Source organism: Clostridium sp. BJN0001, from assembly GCF_022869825.1.
GTDB lineage: Bacteria > Bacillota > Clostridia > Clostridiales > Clostridiaceae > Clostridium.
The window spans coordinates 1,431,210-1,452,190 of sequence record NZ_CP094971.1; the positions used below are offsets into that span (position 1 = coordinate 1,431,210).

At 25.2% G+C, this 20,981-nt stretch carries 20 protein-coding genes and 1 pseudogene; 6 read left to right on the plus strand and 15 right to left on the minus strand.

What is annotated here, in order from left to right; genetic code table 11:
- Positions 1-6 precede the first annotated feature (6 nt).
- The 6 genes from MTX53_RS06870 to MTX53_RS06895 form a co-directional block, all read right to left on the minus strand.
- Positions 7-414, minus strand: coding sequence for a hypothetical protein (locus MTX53_RS06870; RefSeq protein WP_244832982.1), 408 nt, complete (start codon positions 412-414; stop codon positions 7-9).
- Positions 407-1,285, minus strand: a complete 879-nt coding sequence (locus MTX53_RS06875) for a ParM/StbA family protein (protein ID WP_244832983.1) — start codon at positions 1,283-1,285, stop codon at positions 407-409. Before MTX53_RS06875 ends, MTX53_RS06870 begins: the two co-directional genes overlap by 8 nt.
- Positions 1,286-1,287: 2 nt before the next feature.
- A complete protein-coding gene (locus tag MTX53_RS06880; protein ID WP_244832984.1) occupies positions 1,288-1,479 on the minus strand; it encodes a hypothetical protein in 192 nt (63 codons plus the stop codon).
- A 176-nt stretch (positions 1,480-1,655) separates the two neighbouring features.
- Positions 1,656-1,832 (minus strand): hypothetical protein, encoded by a 177-nt coding sequence (locus tag MTX53_RS06885; protein ID WP_244832985.1) that lies wholly within the window; start codon positions 1,830-1,832, stop codon positions 1,656-1,658.
- 63 nt (positions 1,833-1,895) lie between these two features.
- Positions 1,896-2,327, minus strand: a complete 432-nt coding sequence (locus MTX53_RS06890; RefSeq protein ID WP_244832986.1) for a helix-turn-helix transcriptional regulator — start codon at positions 2,325-2,327, stop codon at positions 1,896-1,898.
- 53 nt (positions 2,328-2,380) lie between these two features.
- Positions 2,381-2,572, minus strand: coding sequence for a helix-turn-helix domain-containing protein (locus MTX53_RS06895; RefSeq protein ID WP_244832987.1), 192 nt, complete (start codon positions 2,570-2,572; stop codon positions 2,381-2,383).
- 168 nt (positions 2,573-2,740) lie between these two features.
- Here MTX53_RS06895 and MTX53_RS06900 point away from each other — a divergent pair, with 168 nt between their 5' ends.
- From MTX53_RS06900 to MTX53_RS06910, 3 genes are read left to right on the plus strand one after another with little or no spacing between them, the layout of a single operon-like run.
- A complete protein-coding gene (locus MTX53_RS06900) occupies positions 2,741-3,079 on the plus strand; it encodes a helix-turn-helix transcriptional regulator (protein ID WP_244832988.1) in 339 nt (112 codons plus the stop codon).
- Between the two features lie 32 nt (positions 3,080-3,111).
- The gene (locus MTX53_RS06905) at positions 3,112-3,390 is read left to right on the plus strand and encodes a hypothetical protein (protein ID WP_244832989.1); all 279 of its coding nucleotides are present in this window, start codon (positions 3,112-3,114) and stop codon (positions 3,388-3,390) included.
- A gap of 48 nt (positions 3,391-3,438) precedes the next feature.
- Positions 3,439-4,404, plus strand: coding sequence for an ABC-three component system protein (locus MTX53_RS06910; protein ID WP_244832990.1), 966 nt, complete (start codon positions 3,439-3,441; stop codon positions 4,402-4,404).
- A 10-nt stretch (positions 4,405-4,414) separates the two neighbouring features.
- Here the strand turns inward: MTX53_RS06910 and MTX53_RS06915 are convergent, their stop codons facing one another.
- Positions 4,415-6,136: a DUF2326 domain-containing protein gene (locus MTX53_RS06915; RefSeq protein ID WP_244832991.1), complete on the minus strand. Its 1,722-nt coding sequence runs from the start codon at positions 6,134-6,136 to the stop codon at positions 4,415-4,417.
- Positions 6,123-6,374, minus strand: coding sequence for an ABC-three component system middle component 6 (locus MTX53_RS06920; RefSeq protein ID WP_244832992.1), 252 nt, complete (start codon positions 6,372-6,374; stop codon positions 6,123-6,125). The genes MTX53_RS06915 and MTX53_RS06920 overlap by 14 nt, the downstream gene beginning before the upstream one ends.
- Before the next feature lie 376 nt (positions 6,375-6,750).
- Between MTX53_RS06920 and MTX53_RS06925 the strand changes: the two genes are divergently transcribed.
- The 3 genes and pseudogenes from MTX53_RS06925 to MTX53_RS06935 all read left to right on the plus strand — a co-directional run.
- Positions 6,751-7,251 carry an ImmA/IrrE family metallo-endopeptidase gene (locus MTX53_RS06925; protein WP_244832993.1) on the plus strand — a complete coding sequence of 167 codons (501 nt, stop codon included), beginning with the start codon at positions 6,751-6,753 and terminating at the stop codon, positions 7,249-7,251.
- A 101-nt stretch (positions 7,252-7,352) separates the two neighbouring features.
- Entirely contained in the window at positions 7,353-9,044 is a 1,692-nt protein-coding gene (locus tag MTX53_RS06930) for a recombinase family protein (protein ID WP_244832994.1), read from the plus strand.
- Positions 9,020-9,394 (plus strand): annotated as a pseudogene (locus tag MTX53_RS06935) (manganese catalase family protein); the annotation flags it as partial. The gene MTX53_RS06930 and the pseudogene MTX53_RS06935, both read left to right, overlap by 25 nt.
- Positions 9,395-9,571: 177 nt before the next feature.
- Here MTX53_RS06935 and MTX53_RS06940 read toward each other — a convergent pair.
- From MTX53_RS06940 to MTX53_RS06970, 7 genes are all read right to left on the minus strand, one after another.
- On the minus strand, positions 9,572-13,957 hold the full coding sequence (locus tag MTX53_RS06940) for a hypothetical protein (protein WP_244832995.1): 4,386 nt from the start codon (positions 13,955-13,957) through the stop codon (positions 9,572-9,574).
- The gene (locus MTX53_RS06945) at positions 13,950-14,666 is read right to left on the minus strand and encodes a DUF6063 family protein (protein ID WP_244832996.1); all 717 of its coding nucleotides are present in this window, start codon (positions 14,664-14,666) and stop codon (positions 13,950-13,952) included. Before MTX53_RS06945 ends, MTX53_RS06940 begins: the two co-directional genes overlap by 8 nt.
- Positions 14,666-16,291, minus strand: coding sequence for a hypothetical protein (locus tag MTX53_RS06950; RefSeq protein WP_244832997.1), 1,626 nt, complete (start codon positions 16,289-16,291; stop codon positions 14,666-14,668). Before MTX53_RS06950 ends, MTX53_RS06945 begins: the two co-directional genes overlap by 1 nt.
- Positions 16,292-16,325: 34 nt before the next feature.
- A complete protein-coding gene (locus tag MTX53_RS06955; RefSeq protein ID WP_244832998.1) occupies positions 16,326-17,339 on the minus strand; it encodes a Wadjet anti-phage system protein JetD domain-containing protein in 1,014 nt (337 codons plus the stop codon).
- Positions 17,340-17,598: 259 nt separating this feature from the next.
- On the minus strand, positions 17,599-17,946 hold the full coding sequence (locus MTX53_RS06960) for an ATP-binding protein (RefSeq protein WP_244832999.1): 348 nt from the start codon (positions 17,944-17,946) through the stop codon (positions 17,599-17,601).
- A 68-nt stretch (positions 17,947-18,014) separates the two neighbouring features.
- Positions 18,015-18,551: an AAA family ATPase gene (locus MTX53_RS06965; protein WP_244833000.1), complete on the minus strand. Its 537-nt coding sequence runs from the start codon at positions 18,549-18,551 to the stop codon at positions 18,015-18,017.
- A gap of 223 nt (positions 18,552-18,774) precedes the next feature.
- Positions 18,775-20,970 carry a DNA topoisomerase III gene (locus MTX53_RS06970; protein ID WP_244833001.1) on the minus strand — a complete coding sequence of 732 codons (2,196 nt, stop codon included), beginning with the start codon at positions 20,968-20,970 and terminating at the stop codon, positions 18,775-18,777.
- Between the last annotated feature and the right edge of the window lie 11 nt (positions 20,971-20,981).

The window sequence follows — 20,981 nt, forward strand, 5'->3', positions numbered from 1 at the left end:
CACTCCCTAAAAATTCTTTAAAAAATCAAGTGCATTTTTATCTGGATTTTCTGATTCAGCTTCAGTTATTTTTACATCTTCATCAGAAACATTATCTAAATCTATTTTGAACTCATGCTTATCATCATGTGGTAATGATGTGGTCATTGTATTATCATTCAATGGTAATGATGTGGTAATACTATTATCATCATGTGATAACACATTGACCATTGAATTATCATTGTGTGGTAATTGTATTACCATTGAATTATCATCATGTAAATTATTGTTATTTTTATTTTGAATATAAGAATATATCAAATTTTTAATAAATTCTGATGCATTATACTGTTCTTTAAGAAATTCCAGTATTACTTTTTCTTTAGGATTTTCTTCATTAAGAATAATTGTTTTTCTTTTACCTTTAGCCATTCTTTTTACCATTCCATATCTGCTTGCTTACCATAAATGCTCCTTTAACATTTGTATATAATGGATCATCAAGCATTACACATTGTTCAGGTAAATCCTTTTGTATAACATCTTTTAATACTAATGAACCTCCACCTGTGAATCTAACAGTATATTGATTTATGTTAACTGATACGCTTATTTCATTTATTATGTCATTCATAAAGGCTGCAAGATCTTTATAGGTAACTTTAATATCTTCACGCTTAATTGCTTTTTCAATATCCTCAAGCTTGTACATCTTATCTGAATTAAGGACTTTAAGTTTTTCATAAAAGTCTAATATACCTATTTTGTAAGTATCTAATGTCTGTGCTTTACCATAATCCATTGCAACAACATTAGTTGTCCTACCACCTATATCAATTATTAGTACATTACTTTCCTTCTCTTTATCAGACAATATAAAATAACTAGAATATCCTTCTGGAACTACAAAAACATCTTTTATACTTATGTTAACTTCTTTTCTCTTATTTGCCTTTACAGTAAATTTGAATTGCTTATTTTTTAGTTGCTCTTCATAGACAGATTTATGTTTCATTTCACTTATTGGAAGTAACAATGTAAGATTAGTTTCTATATCAATATCATCATAAAGTTTTGCCATAGCATAAAGTAACTGTGCCTTATAATCTTTCTGTGTTTTTATATATTCCTTACTAAAAAATCCTTTTTCAAAAAAAGTATATTCTCCATTAAGAAGTACATAATTAAATCCATCAGGATATGCTTCATAACCTTTACTTAAATTGCTTCTAAAATTAATAATATTTCCCTTATCATTCATTCCTTTGACATTGTTATTTCCTAAATCTAAAACTGTTATCATGTCTATATTCCCCCATTACATTTTAATATTGCTAAATAACACATACTGCATATACTTATAAACTCCTTAGGGCTTGTCCTTTTATTAAACTTTACCCTATTAAATTTAATATCATCTGTAGCCATATTAAGAATAATTTCAAAGTCCTTTTTGCAGACTTTTTCTTTTAATTCATTTAAAAAATTAAAAACCATATTTACTTTTCCTCCATTTTTTTATATAATGGAGTTAAGGACGGCAATCCTTAACTCAAAGTGTTTTGAACTCTTGTATAAGGGTTCTTTTTTAATACCAAAAAATATTACCACCTCTACTTCTTTCTTAACATTGTTTAAATTATGTTAACTAACATGTATTCAGGCTTTTCAGCCTATACACTTTTGTTATTTAATCTCTTTTCTAATTCTTCCATAGATAACTCCAATATTTCTGGGCCAAACTGTTTTTCTATAATATCAAACATTACTGTTGTAAGGCTCTCATTGTAGACATCTATATCATCTATTGGATGCATAATTACCTTTATAGGCTCTGTATTTTTTTTCAATACTGTCCCCCCTTGATATTCATACTATGTTAGTTCTTATTTATTTGTCCCTTTTAAATTCTGCTACTTTGAAAATTTAAGCTCCATTATTGCTCTTACAATATCATCAAGCTCTTTAACAGCTTTGCTAAAAGCATCTCTTTCTGTTTTATCAACTTTATCATCTGCACCTATCTCCATAAGAGAATCTTCAAGTTTTAAAAAATCTTTAATTTCTGTATGTACACTTAAAATACAAGCAGATAAATTTTTTATATTTATATCTGGCAGTATACATTTGCCTACTTCATCAGCTTTTATATGCTGATATGCAAGATACTGTGTATCATAAATTTCAACCATTTTAGCAACTATATGATTCGGAGGAACTCTCCTGCCACTTTCATATACTCTTAAGCTATCAACGCTTATATCCATAAGCTCAGATGCTTTTTCCTGCGTAATTCCTTTAGATTCTCTCGCTATTTGGTAAATATTTCTGTATTGTTTGTCCATTCTTTTTCATCTCCTTTTATACTAGAATATAATTAAAAATAACTTTAAGTTGTTTATTCACAGAAAAAAATTTTTTCTATTGTTGTATGATAAAATAAAGCTAACTTATAAGCTACATCTATTGATGGCTTTCGCTTATTAACTTCAAGCATGCCATAAAAACTTGTTGTTATATCTACTGCTTTAGCTACATTTTTTTGAGTCAGATTATTTTCTGCTCTAAGTTCCATTAATTTATTTTTCATTAATTTACTCCTTTCTGAAATTTAATTTAACTTTAAGTTGTTTCTATAATTAAATAATATATAACTTTAAGTTGTTTGTCAATAGTCAAATCAATTTTTTGTTGTTTATATCCTATTTTATAACTTTAAGTTGTAAAATAAGATTATATATTTCTTGGAGGAATTCACATGCAATTAAAAGATAGATTAAAAGATTTAAGATTAGAACACAGTCTATTACAAAAAGATATCGCTAAAATATTAAACATTACTACTAGTGCATATGGATATTATGAACAAGGGAAAAGAATACCTGATTCCGAAACAATAAAAATACTTTCTAATTACTATAATGTTTCATCAGATTATATATTAGGATTAAGTGATTACAAACAATACACTAATGATCCTAAAAATACTATCGCACTTCATAGCGACACTGATTATGATGATATTCCAGATGAAGGTAAAAAAGAAATTAACAATTTTATAGAATTTGTTAAGCAAAAGTATAAGAATAAAAAATAATTAATATAAATTTAATTAAGGAGGTTCTTTTTATGGAAAAAAGCAACAACGACTTATTTGAACTTATATCTAAAATGTATAATGATTTAAAATCATCTATAAATGATATAAAGACAGAACAAATTAAAACTAATGAAAGACTTGATTCTTTATCTTCTGGCATTGGTAAAATGATTACTAATGAAATGGCTGATGAATTATCATCTCAATTAAAAGAAATCAAAACTGATGTTAGATTTGTTAAAAGAAAAGTTCAAGATACAGAAGAAGATGTATTTGTAATTCAAGATCATTTAAAAATTATTAAATAAGGTGTTCTTTAGGAACACCTATATTTTTAACACGGGGGGTAATTTAAAGTGGGTCGTGCAGAACTTTTTTATTATCATTTGTATTTTGAAAATTTACTTTTAAAATCATATGGCAATATGTTTCAAGAACATTTCTATAATGTAATGAATTTTTACAATCCAAACTTCACAAAAATAGAAATCCAAGGTGCAGTTGGAGATAGAGGTTGTGATGGATATTTACGTACTGAAGGAATTTTTTATCAAGTATATGGTCCTAAAGAAACTGTAACTACAGATTCTAATATACAAAAGTATGTAATAAATAAAGCTGAGGGTGATTTTATAAAATTGCGTGATAATATAAACAATGGATATTGGGAACCTATCAAACAATATACATTTGTATTAAATAATTACAGAGGTATATTCCCTGATTTATCTGAAAAATTAAAGGAACTTAATGTTAAATATTCACCAATTAAGTTTGATATTATGGATAGAATAAGTTTAATTAATATATTTGATTCTCTCAATGAAACTCAAAAAATAAGTATATGTAATTGTCTTGCTCCAGAAATAAATATTGGAATAATCAACAATACTATCATAGGAGAAATAATATCATATTTAACCAATAACGTTCGACCTAAAGAAAATAATAACAAGCTTATTGCTCCTGATTTTAATAAAAAATTAAAATGGAATAATTTAAGTGCTTATAATTCTAATGCTTTAACTATGGCAAACTACTCTGTCAATAAATTGGATACATATTTAAAGACATATAGAGGGAATAATATATCCGAAGAACTGTGTTCAATCTATAGTGATTTATATAAAGATGCAAAACAGCAATTTCCTAATGATTCTAATGCTCAATTTAATTATATTCTTAACAACTCTTACAAAAATGATAATTTATCTCCAGCCAATGACTTTTTATATACAACCAATACATATATTATAATGTCTAAATTTTTTGAATCATGTGATATTTTTGAGGAACCACAAGAAAATAAGGAACAAGTATAAACTCTGTTCCTTATTTGAAATCTATTCCTAATAATTTATTTTGGGGATAATCATCACATAAATTTGCAACAATTCTTTTTTTTAAATGATTTGCGAATGCAGTATCATTTTCTAAGTTAGATATTTTTACTACATTTTCAAACATATCATAATTTATATTTAAAATATATTGAACCTTACTTTTTTTACAAATCTTAAGCGCTAATTTTAGCATATTATATACTTGACGTGGATCTGTTTCTGTAAATATACTGTTGTCATGATAAATAAATTCTATATCATGATTATTTTTCAAAAATAAATAGAGCATATCTATACAAAATGTTTTTACATTATTAATGCCAGCTGAATTTTCACCTTCAATTTCTGGTTCAATATCAAATCTTATTTTATTTTCTCTAGTATTATTAGTTACCTTAATTCCAGATACCCTATATTCATCTTTGTATATTGAATCTACATACTCTTTAAAAATATTTGATATAATTTCATCTCTTTTATAATCAATCAAATACTCTGTTGCTGTTAAATCTTCATCAGCCATTGATTTTTTTATGGTATTTACTTTTATATCTATTTCTGACAATATATTATCATATTCTTTAATTTTATACAGTCTTAATTCCATATCTGATAATTTACTTCTTAACGTATCGTATTCATCAAGAGTTCCTTTATCTTTTAAATATTCAATATTACAATTAATTTTGTTGCTTGCTATATTTAATTCATTTTTTAATATATTTATATGTGATTTTAATTTTTCTCTATCTTCTTTTAACCTTATCTTCCTGTTTTTTAAAAGTTTTTCATGAAACTCCGATACTTGTTCGATTGTTTTTTTTATTTGAGAATTTAAAATCACTTTAGCTTCTTCATATAAATTAAAAACTTGTTCTGCTGAAATATCTATTTTAGTATTTAGGCTTTCATCTATTTCTCCTATCAAATTTTTATTTAATTGTATTTCATTTATAATATCATTTTTTTTATACTTAAACTTCTCTAATTCTGTTTTTATATTATTATATTCTTCAGAAATTTGAAATGATTTTAATTTTAATTTTAATGTATCTATTTCTTTAGTTAAAGATTTTATATTTACTCCTATATCAGTTCCTTTAATAATTTCCTTAATATCTTCATTATTTTTTATAATTTTTTTATTCGAGTTTAATTCATTTATTTTATTTTTAAGTTCAGTCTTTTTTTTAATTAAATCTGTATTTATACCTAACAATAAAGAATTGCAAATTAATGCTGTTTCTTGTTGTTCTTTATCTTTACAAATATTCCATGACAAATATCCTTTCTTAGGGATTCTCAAAAATCTTGAAATTAAATTTCTAAATGATAACAAATTACTTTCTGTTTTTATATTAAAGAAAAGTTTTCCCATATATTTATTGAAATCTTTCACCTTTTCTTCTTCATGATCCAAAAAAACATAATTTTTATTATTTACATTTCTTTGAATTGTATGTCTATTCTTATTACTAGTAAAGTCTAAATAAAATTCCCATCCCTTAAGTTTTGATATATTATCTTTAGAATTTATTGATGATCCTAAACAAAAATCTATAATTTTAAGTGATAAAGTTTTTCCAACCCCATTAACTGACTTTCCAAGTTCACTGGTAGTTTTTTTACCTAAAATAATATTTATGTCATTAGGTAGAAATTCAATATTATTAAATGATTCCTTATTTGAATATAATTTATTCAGATACATTATAAATTTCCCCCTTATCATTAATTTCTACTATTCCCATACAATATAATAATTCTAATGTAAGTATTATATCATCAATCGAATGATATTCTGTTAGCAACTTAGTTTCCACGAATTCTTCATTGAATTTTTTCAAAATATCGTCCAAAATTATTGGTTTATTAAGTAGCTTAACTAAAAAAGCTCCCAATCCAATATATGATTCAGATAAAGATATATGTTTAGATGGCAAAATCATAATTTTAATACTCCTTCCATTAAAATTATTACATATTATGAATATATAATACCATAAACAATATGCTGAATAAAATAGCATTTATTCAATGCATGTACAATACATATTGAACGTACGTTCGATATGTATTGTAATTATACCATAATTTCTATGATAGTGATAAATAAAAAAATAAAATAGTATTATTTGATAGACTGAATTATTTAACAAATCTAAAAAATCAATACTATGGTGCTAATCAATCTATTTTATTGTAAAAGGTGTTCATTGAGAACACCTTTTTTATCACTTCAATTTCTTTACAAATATAATTTTAGAACATATGTTCGTATTTTGTGATATAATTATCTCATAAAATTCTATGGGGTGATTAATAATGAAAACTATTTATAATTTATTTAGCTTAATGAATTCTGAAAAAATAATGTTCTATGATTCTGTAAACTTGCAATCTATAGGTTCACTAGGCATATACTTTTCTACGCCTCCAAATCTATCTGTAATTGCACTTGATAACTCTCTCCTATCTAGTAGCCCAGTATATTTATCTGTTTTATCAGAAGAAGTAGGCCATCATTTTACTACTTTTTCTAATCTCATAAGGCCTTCTAAAAGCTATCTTGATAAAATCTATAAAAGTAAAGATGAACATAAAGCTAAAAGATGGGCAGCAAACTATTTAATCAGTGATTCAGACTTTGTACAAGCTCTTAATAGTTGCATAATTTCAATTCCTGAAATGGCTGAATACTTTAATGTAACCGAAGAAATAATAAAATACAAAATTTCCTCCATTGTTACTAATGAAATATTATATTCAAAAATAAGAAAAAACTTTATAAAAAGAGATATACCCTATCTTTCATGTGCTATTTAGTATTATTTATACATATTATTAATTAAAATACGTATAAATGTTCACTTAACTTAATTATTTTATGAAGTATGATTAAACTATATGTATTGGAGGAAATATAATTGAAAACCATAGCAATTTATTCAAGAAAAAGTAAATTCACCGAAGAAGGTGAATCAATAGAAAACCAAATTAATATGTGCATTAATTATGCAAAAAATATTCTTTGTATAACTGATTATGAGATCTTTCAAGATGAAGGTTTTTCAGGGGGAAATATAAACAGGCCACAATTTAAAAAAATGATGAAACAGATAAAAGCGAAAAAATTTTCACATTTAATTTGTTATAGATTAGATCGTATATCTCGTAATGTTGCCGATTTTACAAATACTCTTCAGATTCTTATAAAGAATGATGTATCCTTTGTAAGTATTAAAGAACAGTTTGACACTTCTACTGCAATGGGAAGAGCTATGATGAATATTTCTGCAACATTTGCACAATTAGAGCGTGAAACTATTGCAGAACGTATTAAAGATAATTTAAGAGAATTATCTAAAACAGGCAGATGGCTAGGTGGGCCTGCTCCACTTGGCTATGAATCTATTACGGTTGAAAATACAGATGGAAAAGGCAAAAGCAGAAAGAAACATATACTCAAGATAAATGATACTGAAATAAAAATTGTAAAATTAGTTTTCGAACTTTTTATTAAATATAAGAGTTTTCAACACGTTAGTCGTGCATTAGAAAGCAAAGGTATTTATAGCAGAAAAGGTAGTGTATTTTCTCGTGAGCTTGTAAAACAAATGATAAATAATCCAGTATATGTAGTTGCTGATAAAAAAATTCTAGCCTATTTAAAAGATAAAGGCTGCGAAATATATAAAGAAGATTCAATAAATAATTTTAATGGAATTATGCCATATAATAGACGTAATAAAAAAGGATGTTTCAATAAAATAAACGAATGGATTATTTCAATAGGTGAACATCCAGGAATAATTTTTTCAGATATATGGATAGAGTGCCAAAATATAAGCTCCCAAATAAAGTTAAAGGCTTCAAATAGACAATATACAAGTACTGATGCATTATTAAGTGGTTTAGTTATTTGTGCTCATTGTGGCTCTTCTATGGCTCCACGAAACCAAATATATAAATCTACTGATAATACTAAAAGTCTATATAGATACTATACTTGCAACTTAAAAAGTAAAGCTAGCAAAAGATGTGATAATACTGCTCTTAATGCATATAAAGCTGAAGATTTTGTTGTTAAACGCATTAAGCTTACAACTGAAGACGATATATTGAAATTATATTTAAACAATAAAGAAAGAACCCATATAAAGATAAATAATAAAGAATCAATAAAAAAGCTTAATTCTGACATTGAACTAAATAAAAAATCAATAAGCAATTTGGTAAGAAAAGTATCTTTCTTAGATGATAATGATCCTCTAAATAAAACTTACCAGGAAGAAATTCGAACTATTCTTGAAGAAAATAAAAAATTAGAGAATCAAATTATAACTTTAAATAATGAAAATGAAAAGATAAAGGAATTACATGAAAGTCTAGATCAGATTATTGAGCTATATGCTAATTTTAAAAAGTTTTATGATGTTGTAGAAAATTTTGATGATAAAAAACGTCTTATAAGAAGTGTAGTAAAATTTGTAGTTTGGGACAGCTCTACTAAGACTTTAGATGTTGTACCAATAGGCTCTTCACTTGAGAGAACAGACTTTAATAATTCTTTTGCAAATAAGTCAACTGAGCAGAAGAGATGGCACATGTCGAAATAATTGCAACAATGGCATTTCAAATAATGCAGAATGCATCTCCAAAAGAACTTGAAGATGCAGGACTTGGAACACATTATGTAGACCATGGAAATGCTGTCTTCCCATGTAGTGGAAGTGGAGTTAATTTTACAACTGATTATATTCAGACAAAAGGTGAACCTATAGCTGATCTTACTGAAGACATGGCTGCAGAACAAAAAGCCAGAGTTACGTATGAACATCTAATTAGTCTTACTGATGAACATGATATAAAAGATATATTAAAGTTCTTAAGAGCAAGAGAAATTGTTCATTTTCAAAGATTTGGCGAAGCTCTTCAAAATGTAGAAGATAATTTTTGTGATAATTAAATTATTATAAAAAAGCTGCATTCCAAAACGGTATGCAGCTTAAAATTTATAAAATTAAGAATATAAAATAGTTCTTATAAACTTCGTAAGAAGCTAATTAATTTTTTAAAGCTTAATCTAATCATCTCAAAAAAATACCATTAACACGAAGTATCTATTTCTTACCATCTACTTTATCTAGAATAGTTTAGTTTGCTCTTCTATTTTAAATCTTGCTGCTACAATTACTTCTTTTTCTTCTTCTCCCTTTATATGTTCACTTTTTAAAATTTTTATACCACTCTTAAGTTTTGATGGTATAAGATTGAATACATAGATATTATCAAATCTATTATATATAGAATCTCCGCCAAGTCCAGTTAAACACACAAGCTGGGTATTACTTTTTTTTGCAATATCTATAAGCGGCTTTAGCAAATGGGCTGAACTTGTTTGAGCAAAAGGATTATCCATTATTAGAACTTTTCCACTTTCTTTTCTAGTAAAAATATCCGTTTCATTTTTTCTCATATATGATAATAAGCTTGAAAGTATTACAAATGCTGAAAGGAATCCTTCTCCCCCTGAATTTTTTGAAACTTCATCCCAAGTGATTTGTCTTTGCTTATCTTCCTCAATTTTATAGAGCTTGATGTTTACGCTTCCAATACCAACCACTTCGTCATATAATTTATAAATGTTAATTTTATTACTAATTATATCTTCTATATCTTCATTTTTTTCTAAAACTTCTAAAGCTTGATTTCTTATACTATCAATGTATTCCTTCAATCTAGCTTTATAAAGCTCTTTATTTTCTTCCCATGAATCAACGCTTATACTCAGCATTTTTAATCTTTTGCTTCCAATATTTATAGATGAATTATCATCTATCTTTTCTATATTTTTATGAACATCTCGTATATACTCTAACAAGCTATCTAATATTCTGCCTTCTTCCTTTTGAATAAGTTCAATATCTACCATCAATTTTTCTATAATACGCTTATAAGAATTTACAACAATATTTAACTGTTCCTTAAACTCCACTGGACTGCTTACTAAACTTTTAAGAGTTTGAATTGGATTTTTAAAAAGAGCTTCCTTTTTAAATTCATCTTTTATTTGAATATCCACAACTAAGTTTGTAAGATTCTTTTCTTTTATAATCTCACTATCGCTAATATTTCTTAAATTTCTTTTTAACTTTCCAATATATTCATCTAACTCATTAAAATCTATAGCTATATCTACACTTTCCGTTATAACAAAATCATTAAACTCACTTAAATTAGTTAAGTTGTTTTCAATTCGTAATTTTAATTTATTAATTTTATCTTTTTTATCACCAGTTTCTTTAATTTCTATTTGTAGTTTTTCTATATCCTTTTTAAAATTCTTAGAAATTAATAGCTCCTTTTCTTTCGGTTCTTCTTTATCAAATCGTTCTTTAAGTTTTCTGTACAAATCTTCTAATTTACTTTTAGCAACTGCTAATGCTTCATTGGATTTATTACGTTGTTCTTTTAAATTTTCATAATTCTTTTCTTCTTTTTTAATTTCATCTTTATTTTCAAGTTCTTTATGTATATCATAAGTTTCATTGATATATTGGATTTCTTTTATTTCATACTTATCTGCCTTAATATTAAGTTCATTTTCGACTTCATTGAATTTTTTAGAAAGTTCTTGTATTTTTCTTTTAAGTTCTTTTTCTGAACTTGTTATATCTTTTGTAAGAGCATTATATTCAGATATTAAATCTTCTTTATCCTTTTTTATTAGCTCTCCTTCTCTATAAATATTAAAATTTGAAATTTTTTTCAGTATTTCTATTTCTGTAGACTCGTAAAATCTAATTGAATCAATGCACCTTGTTATTTTTAATTGTATTTCACTATTTCTTTTTTCATCTTTATCTATTTTTAATGTTATTACCTTTAATCTTTCTAAAGTCACCTGCAATGATAATTTATTTTTTTTATATTTTTCATAATCTTCCTTTAATTCTTTAAAAGCTTTTGACTTATCTATATTGTCTTGTATACTTTTATCTAAAATTTTTAACTTTTTCTCATATTGCTTTATATTTTCCTTAGTTTCTGCGATTTCCTTTTCTAACTCAATTTCTATTTTCCTTAGTGAAGAAATTTCGTTAGAAAATAACTTAATTTTTTCTTCTAAATCTTTATATATTTTAGATGTTAAAGATGAATACTTTATAAAATTTCTTTTTTCTTCGTAGAATTTGATGTTTTCTTTCTTTTCGTTTACTTTTTCCTCTAATTCCTTGGTTTCTTTTTCTTTGTCTTCTATCAACTTTAAAAGTTCTTTTTCATTTAAAAGTTTATTATTAAAAGATACAAAAAATTTAACTATATCCAAATCAACAATTTTCTGCTTTATATTATTAAAATTATCTTCTAAATTTTTTCTATTAATTATTGATATGGGAAAAGATGTGAATATGTCTAACGATTCTTTTTCTAAAATTTCTATTTCCTTAGAATCCATAATTAAAGAATATGGAATAAACGGATTGTTTTTGATGAATTTCTCATTATCTTCTAGTAAACATCCATTTTTCTTAAGCCACTCCATTCCATAAGTTATATTAATGTCTTTTTCTCTAAGTTTTCTTTCTATGTCTTTAGGTAAATCTAAAACCTTTCCTGTTTTTAATTTTTCGAGTTCATAAGTTTTATCATCAAAAATTTTTGTAAGTTTTAATTTTTCCTCTTTTATTAAATTTATCTTTCTATCAAAAGCATTAATTATGCTTTCTGATTCCAAAACCTTGCTTTCTTCAAAATCTATATATTTAATTATTTCTTTTCGCTTTTCTATTTCTGCTTCAGCTTTTTTTAGCTCTTCTTCTTTGTTTTTTAAGTTGTTTTTGATTTCTGAAATTTTTTCAAAATTTCTTAGCTTTTGACTTTCCTTTGTTTTTAAATTTTCTTCTTCACTTAATATATTTTCTCCTATACTTTTTCTTTCTTTATTTAAATTAATATCTTCCTCATTAAGTTTTTTATGAATTAATAATAAATTCTGATCATCAAAATATCCTGAAATATTTCTAAACAAACTTTCTTTATACTTTTCATTAAATCTTTTTTCTATCTTGTCAAAATGTGAAATTTCAGCATTTAAGCTTCCTTCTTTTTTATTTAAATAATTAATATCTTTTCTGCAAGTTTCTAATGAATTTTTTAAAGCTTCTTTTTCTTTTTCTAAATCGATCTTTAAATTAGACTTACTTTCCTTTTGGTTTTTTATATTTTCAGCCTCTTTTTCTAAAACTTCCTTTATAGTAAATCCTAAATTGTTAATACGAGGTGCATTATTTTCATTCTTTTTATTTAATATATCCAACTCCGTTTCATATTGTTGAAGTTCTTTTGAAGTATTTTGATATTCTCTATGTATTTTTGCACATTCTATAATGTTTCCTTTTTTTATTAAATTTCTTTTTCTAATTTCGCTTTCAGAAATTGAATCCATTTTTCTTTTAATAGTGTCCTCTAAACTTATTATTTTATCTTTTTTTTCATAAATCTTAATAGATTCTCTTTCATAATTTAAATTTGTAATCTTATCTTTAAATAAATTTATAAGATTTTCTAAAGATACCAATTCTTCTTCCTTATTTTTAAAATTTTGTTTTAGATATATTATTACATTTGCTACTTTATTCTTTAATGCTTCCTTTTTTTGGTTAGTATCTATAAATTCATCACAGGAAACAATTAATTTTTTAGATAACTCGTTAAACAGTTCCATCTTTGTCTTTTTATCTATATTAGCCCTATTAGATCTATATTGTTTTACATATCTATCTATTAATTCTCTGTAGTTTTGGATTCTATCTTCATCTACTTTTAACTTGTTTTCAATAGCTGGCAAAAACCATTCTCTAACTAAGCTGCTGCTATCTTTTGCCTTTGTAAAAAGTTCTGAGAGCCCTGATTCTTTGATATTTATCTTTTTAATTATATTTTCCCATTCTTTATTATTTATTCCATATTCTTCTAGTTTATTAAAATAATTTTTAGTAGTTAATGAATTATTCATATCATAATAATTAAATTTTAAGTTTTTATCTTTTTTCAAATTCTCAAATAATTGTTTAGAATTAGAATAACTTTTTATTGTTCTTTTGCTATTTTTTTCTTCAATTACAGGTATACTTTGAATATCATATTCATTTTTTCCATTATATTCATTAATAAAATTTATAATATCCAGCTTTTCTTTAGAGTTTTCATCTGAGGCTGATTCTTTTTTTCTAACCATCATTCCTGTTAATAAATATCCTGCTTCATCGTCCAGTTTCCATTCTATTAATATGTATGTAGGTATCGATGATGTAAAATAGCTCTCAAAGTTTCTGTCTTTTATATTTCTATATCTTTTATTAACAAAAGGAGCTATAACCATTTGTACAAGTACAGATTTTCCACCACCATTTCTTAAATTTAGCATGGTGTTTTCTCCATCCAAATAAAAAATTTCATTATCTATTTTCATAGTATTATTGTTATAATTTAAATTCACAAATCGTATTTTATTTATCTTACTCATCTATATCTTCTCCTAAAGCTTCCAATACTCTTTTATAATTATTTCTATTTAAAAGATTCCAATCCATAAAACTATCAAGTTTTTTAGTAGTCTTAATCATATCATCACTTTTTATATAATAAATTAGCCCTTGCTCATCCAAAAAATCTAAAATAGTATTTATAAACCCTTCTTTAGTTGTTTTTGATGTAGTTTTTTTATCACTGCTTTTTAAAGCTTCAAATCTTTCGAGTATATTTTCAAAAGCTATTCCACTTTCTGAAACATTTGCATTATTAATAGCTCTTTGTGCACCATCATTAAGTCTATCTGTAATTATATTTAAAAATTCTCCAACTTTCATATATTCTCTTGACTTACTTGTAATTCCCTGTGAACCGTAAAATTCAACTAAAAGAGTTAAAATTACAAATTGAGATAAATAATAATCTTTATCATTTGCCGAGGACTTACACAATATTTTTTTAAGCTCCCCTTTTGAATACCCTAGAAAATCATTATCCTCTTTTGGTATAAGATAAATTACTCCTCCATATTTTTTAACATAACATTCTGAAGCTTCCCCAAGCTCTTTAACTAATTGCGTTACATTTTCATTTTCCGAGTAACTTTTATAAAGTTCTCCTTCTTCTTCTTTCAACTCTCCATGTTTTAATATATAATAAAATATTTTGTTACTAATCTTAATTTCTTCAGTTGTGTATGACATTATATCCTTAGCCCTCCTTCTTTTATAATTTCAAAAGAAACATCTGAGCATAAAAAATTTTTCGTATCTCCAAGTTCATTTCTAAGCCCTTCTAATTTAACATCATCACCATTTAAAATTTTACAAGCTTTTATTTTTGATATTCTTTTTAAACTTTTATTTTTATCTATAATTTCTAAAATACTTTTGTTAAGTTGAAACTCAATTTCTCCAGTTTCAACAGCATTTTTTCGCTCGTTTCTTATTTCTGATATATCTATAATTCTATTTTTTAACATTTCAATAATAACTTCTCTAAATATTTCAACTGTAGGAATTAATGTGTTTAATAATATAGTGCTTTCTTTAATTAATGAATTAATTTCCTTTAAAGAAATTTTTTTTCTCTCTACTGAAAGTTCTAAAATTATTTGTATAACCCCTTTGTACTTTTCTAATCTTTCTAATTTTCTTTTCTTTTCAGCTTCAACAAATCCCTCTTCATCAAAATCAAGTTCTATATCCTCTTCTATCTCATTTTTCCTAATATTTTTTTGATACTCTAAAGATTTGTTTATGTTATAAATTTTTTTTGGTTTCATTCTAAAAAGTGGTCTTAAAAATATATCAATGTTCTCTATTTTTTCTGGATTATTTAATATTTTCTCATAAACCTCACTTCTAAAATTAAACCTCTCAATCAAAGACATTTTTGAAATATTTTCTAGTTCTTTTTCATAAACCTCTTTTAGATCAAAATGTTTCTTTAAAACCATTTGATCTTCATCAATAGTCCTACTTAAATAATGCTCTATTATTTTTAAATTGTTGAGATTTTCTTTTTCTTCACTATTTAATTCCTTTATATGTATATCGTGTTCAATGAACTCATTTATTTTTTCGTTTACCATTGTCCTATGAATTATAAATTTCTTTTTTGTGCTACTTAAAAGATCTAAAGTTCCTTCCATCATTGATTTATAATTTTCTGTTGAATATGCAAGTGGATTTTCTTTGATTTTTCTGATAGTTTCTTCCATTTTCTGTACTCTTACTCTAAGCATATTAAATATATTTTTAATATCATTTACTGCTTTATCATAAGAAGCTTTATCTAAATGCATTTTAAATACAATTTCATGTATGGTAATTTTTAAATTTTCTTCTATTTCTAAAGTAGATAAAATTAAAGAATATCCATCCTCAGTTAAAGAATAAGATACCCTTCTTATGCCTTCTACATATTCCATTTTATTTTTAATAAAGCTTATATTTATATCTTCATATTCTCCTATTTTAAAATTATAAGCTTTAAAATACATTGCTTTTCCTTCGTTACATAATATAGTATTAACAATAAATTCTGCTAATTCCTTGCACTCTTTATAAATAATTGACTTTTTAAAATGAAGATTATTTACTTCATCAATAAATGTACCTATATGGTCAATAGTACATATCTCTTCTTTTAAAGATTGTTCCATTATATATAACAGTACTGCAAATATTAAATTATCTTGCTCATACCCGTCTTCAAAGCCATACTTTTTCCAAGTACCTTTAGCTATACTGTTTCTAAAAAGTAGAGCATATGCTCCAATTTTCTTCATTCGTATATGCTGCACATCTAAAAAACTAAAATTCATTTTTTCCTCCTGCATAAGACATTAAAATTTCATTTCATAATTTTAAATCTGTAATATTTACTATTTCTTGTGGTATAAAAAAACCATCCTTTAATATTTTTTCTATTTGTAATCTGTAATTATTATCAAATTCTCTTAAAAATATTTCGTTAATATGTTTATTCTGTCCTTCTTTAGTTTTAGGTAGAGAAATTTCTTCTTCTTTTGCCTTATCAATCATTTTCTTATATCCATTTACAAAAGGAGTTATATTATACTCTTTGCTAAATAATTTAAATAAACTTTCATATATAATTATTCCTTCATAGTCTAAATCACCAAAGTACAAAATTCTATTTTTACCGTTTGATACATAATCCTCAACAGATATTTTATAATCTTTGAAAGCCTTATTTATATTCTTGCCTCCACCATATATAAGTGTACTTATATATTCCCCCAATATCTTTTTTCCTCCAGAAATCAAATGTCTTCTCATAGTATAATAAGTATCCTTATTTTCCAATATTAAAATCTTTTGAGGAACTTCTTTTGATTTTGAATAATAAGCTAAAGGTTCAGAAGTATCATAATAATTTAAATAGCTTAATTCTAAGCCTAAATTTTTTACAATAGTCTTTCCACCTTCCTTTTGCAGAAACTTTTCTCTTCTCCATATCTGAAAAGATCTTTCATTCATAGAAACAGTTTCACTTAATAGTTCCTCTTTATTATTAAGAAAATCACTTAACATAAGAATATATTTTCTATGTTCTTCATATTTATTTAGGTGATTTTTGTAATATTCAATGCTTAATTTAGGCGAAAGCTTATAGTATATTTCATCCTTTATATCGCTTTTATCTTCTTTTTTGTTTAGTATTCTGTATTTTTTGTATAATGTTGGATTTTTACCATTTCCGCCGCTGCTTTTTACAGGTATGATTTTGTTTTCTTCTAATAAATTTATAACTATATTAACTAATTCTTCATAATTTTCTGTTTTGTATGTTTTTTCTATTTCTTCTAAATTTATAATTTTATTGTTATTATTTAAAAATAGTTTCATTTTTATTCATCCACATCCTAAATTTTTATATATAAAAATTTTTTTCAAATCCCATTTTACAATTATTTTCTTTTCTAATTGTATTTTATACTATAATATAAAATTTTTCTATATTGATACAATAATATCAGTACCAAAGAGTAAATATATACTTCTAATTTCATAATCATGCCTAATCAATTCTGCCAGAGATAATAGCATTTTTTAAATCAATATATGATTCATAAGCCGATGCAGTACCTTGTAGATAGCCACTTTGCTAAGCTTCACTTTTTTTAATATCATTTCTCTTCAATATTTTAGAAAGTTTTTCAACGTTTATACCATTATTATTTCTGACAATATAAATATCATCACTTTTTTCAAATTCATCTAATAACTGTGAATAGTGTGTTGAGAATATTATAGTTGCACCTTTAGGATTAACTTTCTCATTCATAAAAAATCGGATTAATATAGAAATAATTTTTCTATTAAAATGATTTTCTAATTCATCAACAATCAGATAACCTCCATTATTAAAAGCTAACATAGCATTTAATAATACATTTATTCCTTTTATAGTTTCAGAAGATAGATAATTATTTAGTTCCATTGGATTATGCAAAATAATTTCTTCCTTTTTTTGAATTTTAATTTGATCTCTAATATAAAACTATGAATTATGTTTTTTATTTAAGGAAATAATAATGCTAACACTTCCATCAAAAATTCTTCATCTGCATTTCTTATTTGAGCTGAATTCAATTTTTCAAATTCAAAAAGACTTTTTTTAGTTTTTGCTGTTCTTAAGTTTTTTCTCCAAAGTTTTTCTTCTTTAATTATATATTTATTTTCAACATTTTGGGGTTTGTCATCTTTTTTTACAACAGTTTCTAATTTATTTATATAATTTTCTTCTGAATAAAAATATGTCTCAAATATCACTTCATCCTCATAATTTATTCCATTTAAAATATCGTTGTAAACAATTTTATTGATTGGTTCATTATTTAACATATTAATTACAAAAGATATAACTTTTAGAATTGACGTTTTTCCTGACGCATTAATTCCTATTAATGCAATAACATTATTAATATAAATATTAGAAAACAATTTATATAACATTTCATTTTTTTTAGAACCAACACGTTGTTCTGCAAAAAAGTCTATTTCAAGTTCATCTTTAAAAAGTTTTAAACCTTTAATTTTGATTTTTAGTAACTTCATTTTTGCTTATCTTTATATTTTCAGATAATTCTATTTTACCTAAGTCCCTGTAGTTGCCTTTTCATTGAAAATTTTGTTTTAATCAAATTTACCATGCTTTTAAAACCAAAAACTCTTAAAATTTTTTCTAATTTATTGTTAATATACCCTATAATAAAAGTATAACTGGAAATAAAAATCAAATTTCCAGTTATACTAAATTTAAAATATTTAATTTAAAAAATTACTTCTTATCAAAATTCATATTGCCAAGTAAAGCTGCAAATGGATTATTCATAGGCTCTTCAGCTTCCTTTTTCATTTTTCTCATTATTTTATTTACTTCTCTTTTATTAACTTTTCCTTTTTTATCAAATCTCTTTTCAAATACTGAAGCTTTTTCTCTAAAATTGCAACTTTTTTCTGTACAAACGTATATTTTTCCATCTCCGTGTCCACGAATCTCAAGTTTCTTTTTACATTCAGGACATCTTGCATTTGTTAGCCTTGATACACTTTCTTTATATCCACAATTTCTATCAGGACATACATTCATTACTCCATGTTTTGTTTTTACTTCTAAAAGATACTGACCGCAATTTGGACATTTCTTTCCTGTTTTATTATCATGAACAAATTTATTATCTGTGCATTTTACATCTTCAACAAGTGCTACTGAATAATTTCTCATCTCTTTTACAAAAGCATGATCATCTTCTCTTCCTTTTGATATTTCATCAAGCTTTTTCTCCCAGTTAGCTGTTAAAAGAGGTGATTTTAAATCTTTTGGTACTAAATTAATAAGCTGTTTTCCTTTTGAAGTTGGAATTATATCCTTACCACTTTTTTCTATAACATATGAATTAAAAAGCTTTTCTATAATATCAGCTCTTGTTGCAACAGTTCCAAGTCCACCTGTTTCTCCAAGAGTTTTTGCTGCTTCTTTATTTATGTTCATTACTTTATGAGGATTTTCCATAGCTGATAATAAAGTTGCCTCTGTAAATCTTGCAGGAGGATTTGTATGACATGTCTTTAGCTTTACATTTTGAATCTTTATCTCATCTTTTTCATTAATTTGAGGAAGAATCTGATTTTTTATATCGCTGTCATCTTTATTTTCATCATTTATTCTATCATATACTTTTTTATAACCTTTTAACTTTATTGTTTTTCCTTTAGCAACAAGCTTATGACCTGAAACTTCAGCTTCTATCTTTATTTCTGTATATTCAGATGGAGGAAGAAGCATACTTAAAAATCTTTTTACAACTAAATCATAAATTTTTCTCTCTTCAGATGATAATGATGCAAGATTTGGTCTCTCTTCTGTTGGAATTATAGCATGGTGATCACTTACCTTACTATTATTAACAAAACGATTATTTCCTTTTATGCTTTTAGATAATATCTCTTCTGCATATTTTCTATACTCTCCTGTAGAAACAGCTTTTAACCTATCTTTTAATGTTGATACTACATCTGTTGTTATATATCTTGAATCTGTTCTTGGATAAGTTAATATCTTATAATTTTCATAGAGCCTCTGCATTATATTAAGTGTCTGTTTTGCAGAATATCCATAAATTTTATTTGCATCTCTTTGAAGTTCTGTTAAATCATAAAGTGCAGGTGAATATTTTTTCTTTTCAGATTTATGAACTTTTGTAATTACAGCCTCTTTATTTTTAAGAGAGGATGCTATTTTTTCTGCATTTTCCTTATTAAAAATTCTTATATTATTATCTTTATTTATAAATGATAGAGTGAATTTATCAGAAAAAGCATCTATTGTGTAAAATGGTACTGGCTTAAAGTTTTTTATTTCTTCTTCCCTTTTTACTATCATATATAATGTAGGAGACTGCACTCTTCCTGCGGAAAGCTGTGCATTATACTTACATGTAAGTGCTCTTGTAACATTAAGCCCTACAAGCCAGTCTGCTTCTGCTCTACATACTGCAGCTTTATATAAATTATCATAATCTTTTCCTGGTTTTAAATTATTAAACCCGTCTAAAATTGCTTTTTTAGTCTGAGAAGAAATCCATAATCTTTTAAATGGCTTTTTAACTCCTGATTTTTCTAAAATCCATCTTGCAACTAACTCTCCTTCTCTTCCAGCATCTGTTGCAATTACTATTTCTTTTATGTCTTGACGTATAAGAAGTTTTTTTACTATGCTATATTGTTTAGATGTTTTTTTAAGGACTATTAATTTCATATGCTTTGGTAGCATAGGTAAAGTATCCATCTTCCATTCCTTATATTTATTATCGTATCCTTCAGGATCCATAAGTCCTACTAAATGTCCCATTGCCCATGTTACTACATATTTTGAGCCTTCAATATATGCTCCTTTATTTTCCCTGCATCCTAATACTTTTGCAAGTTCTCTTCCTACACTCGGTTTTTCTGCTAATACAAGAATTTTACTCATTCTTTACTTCC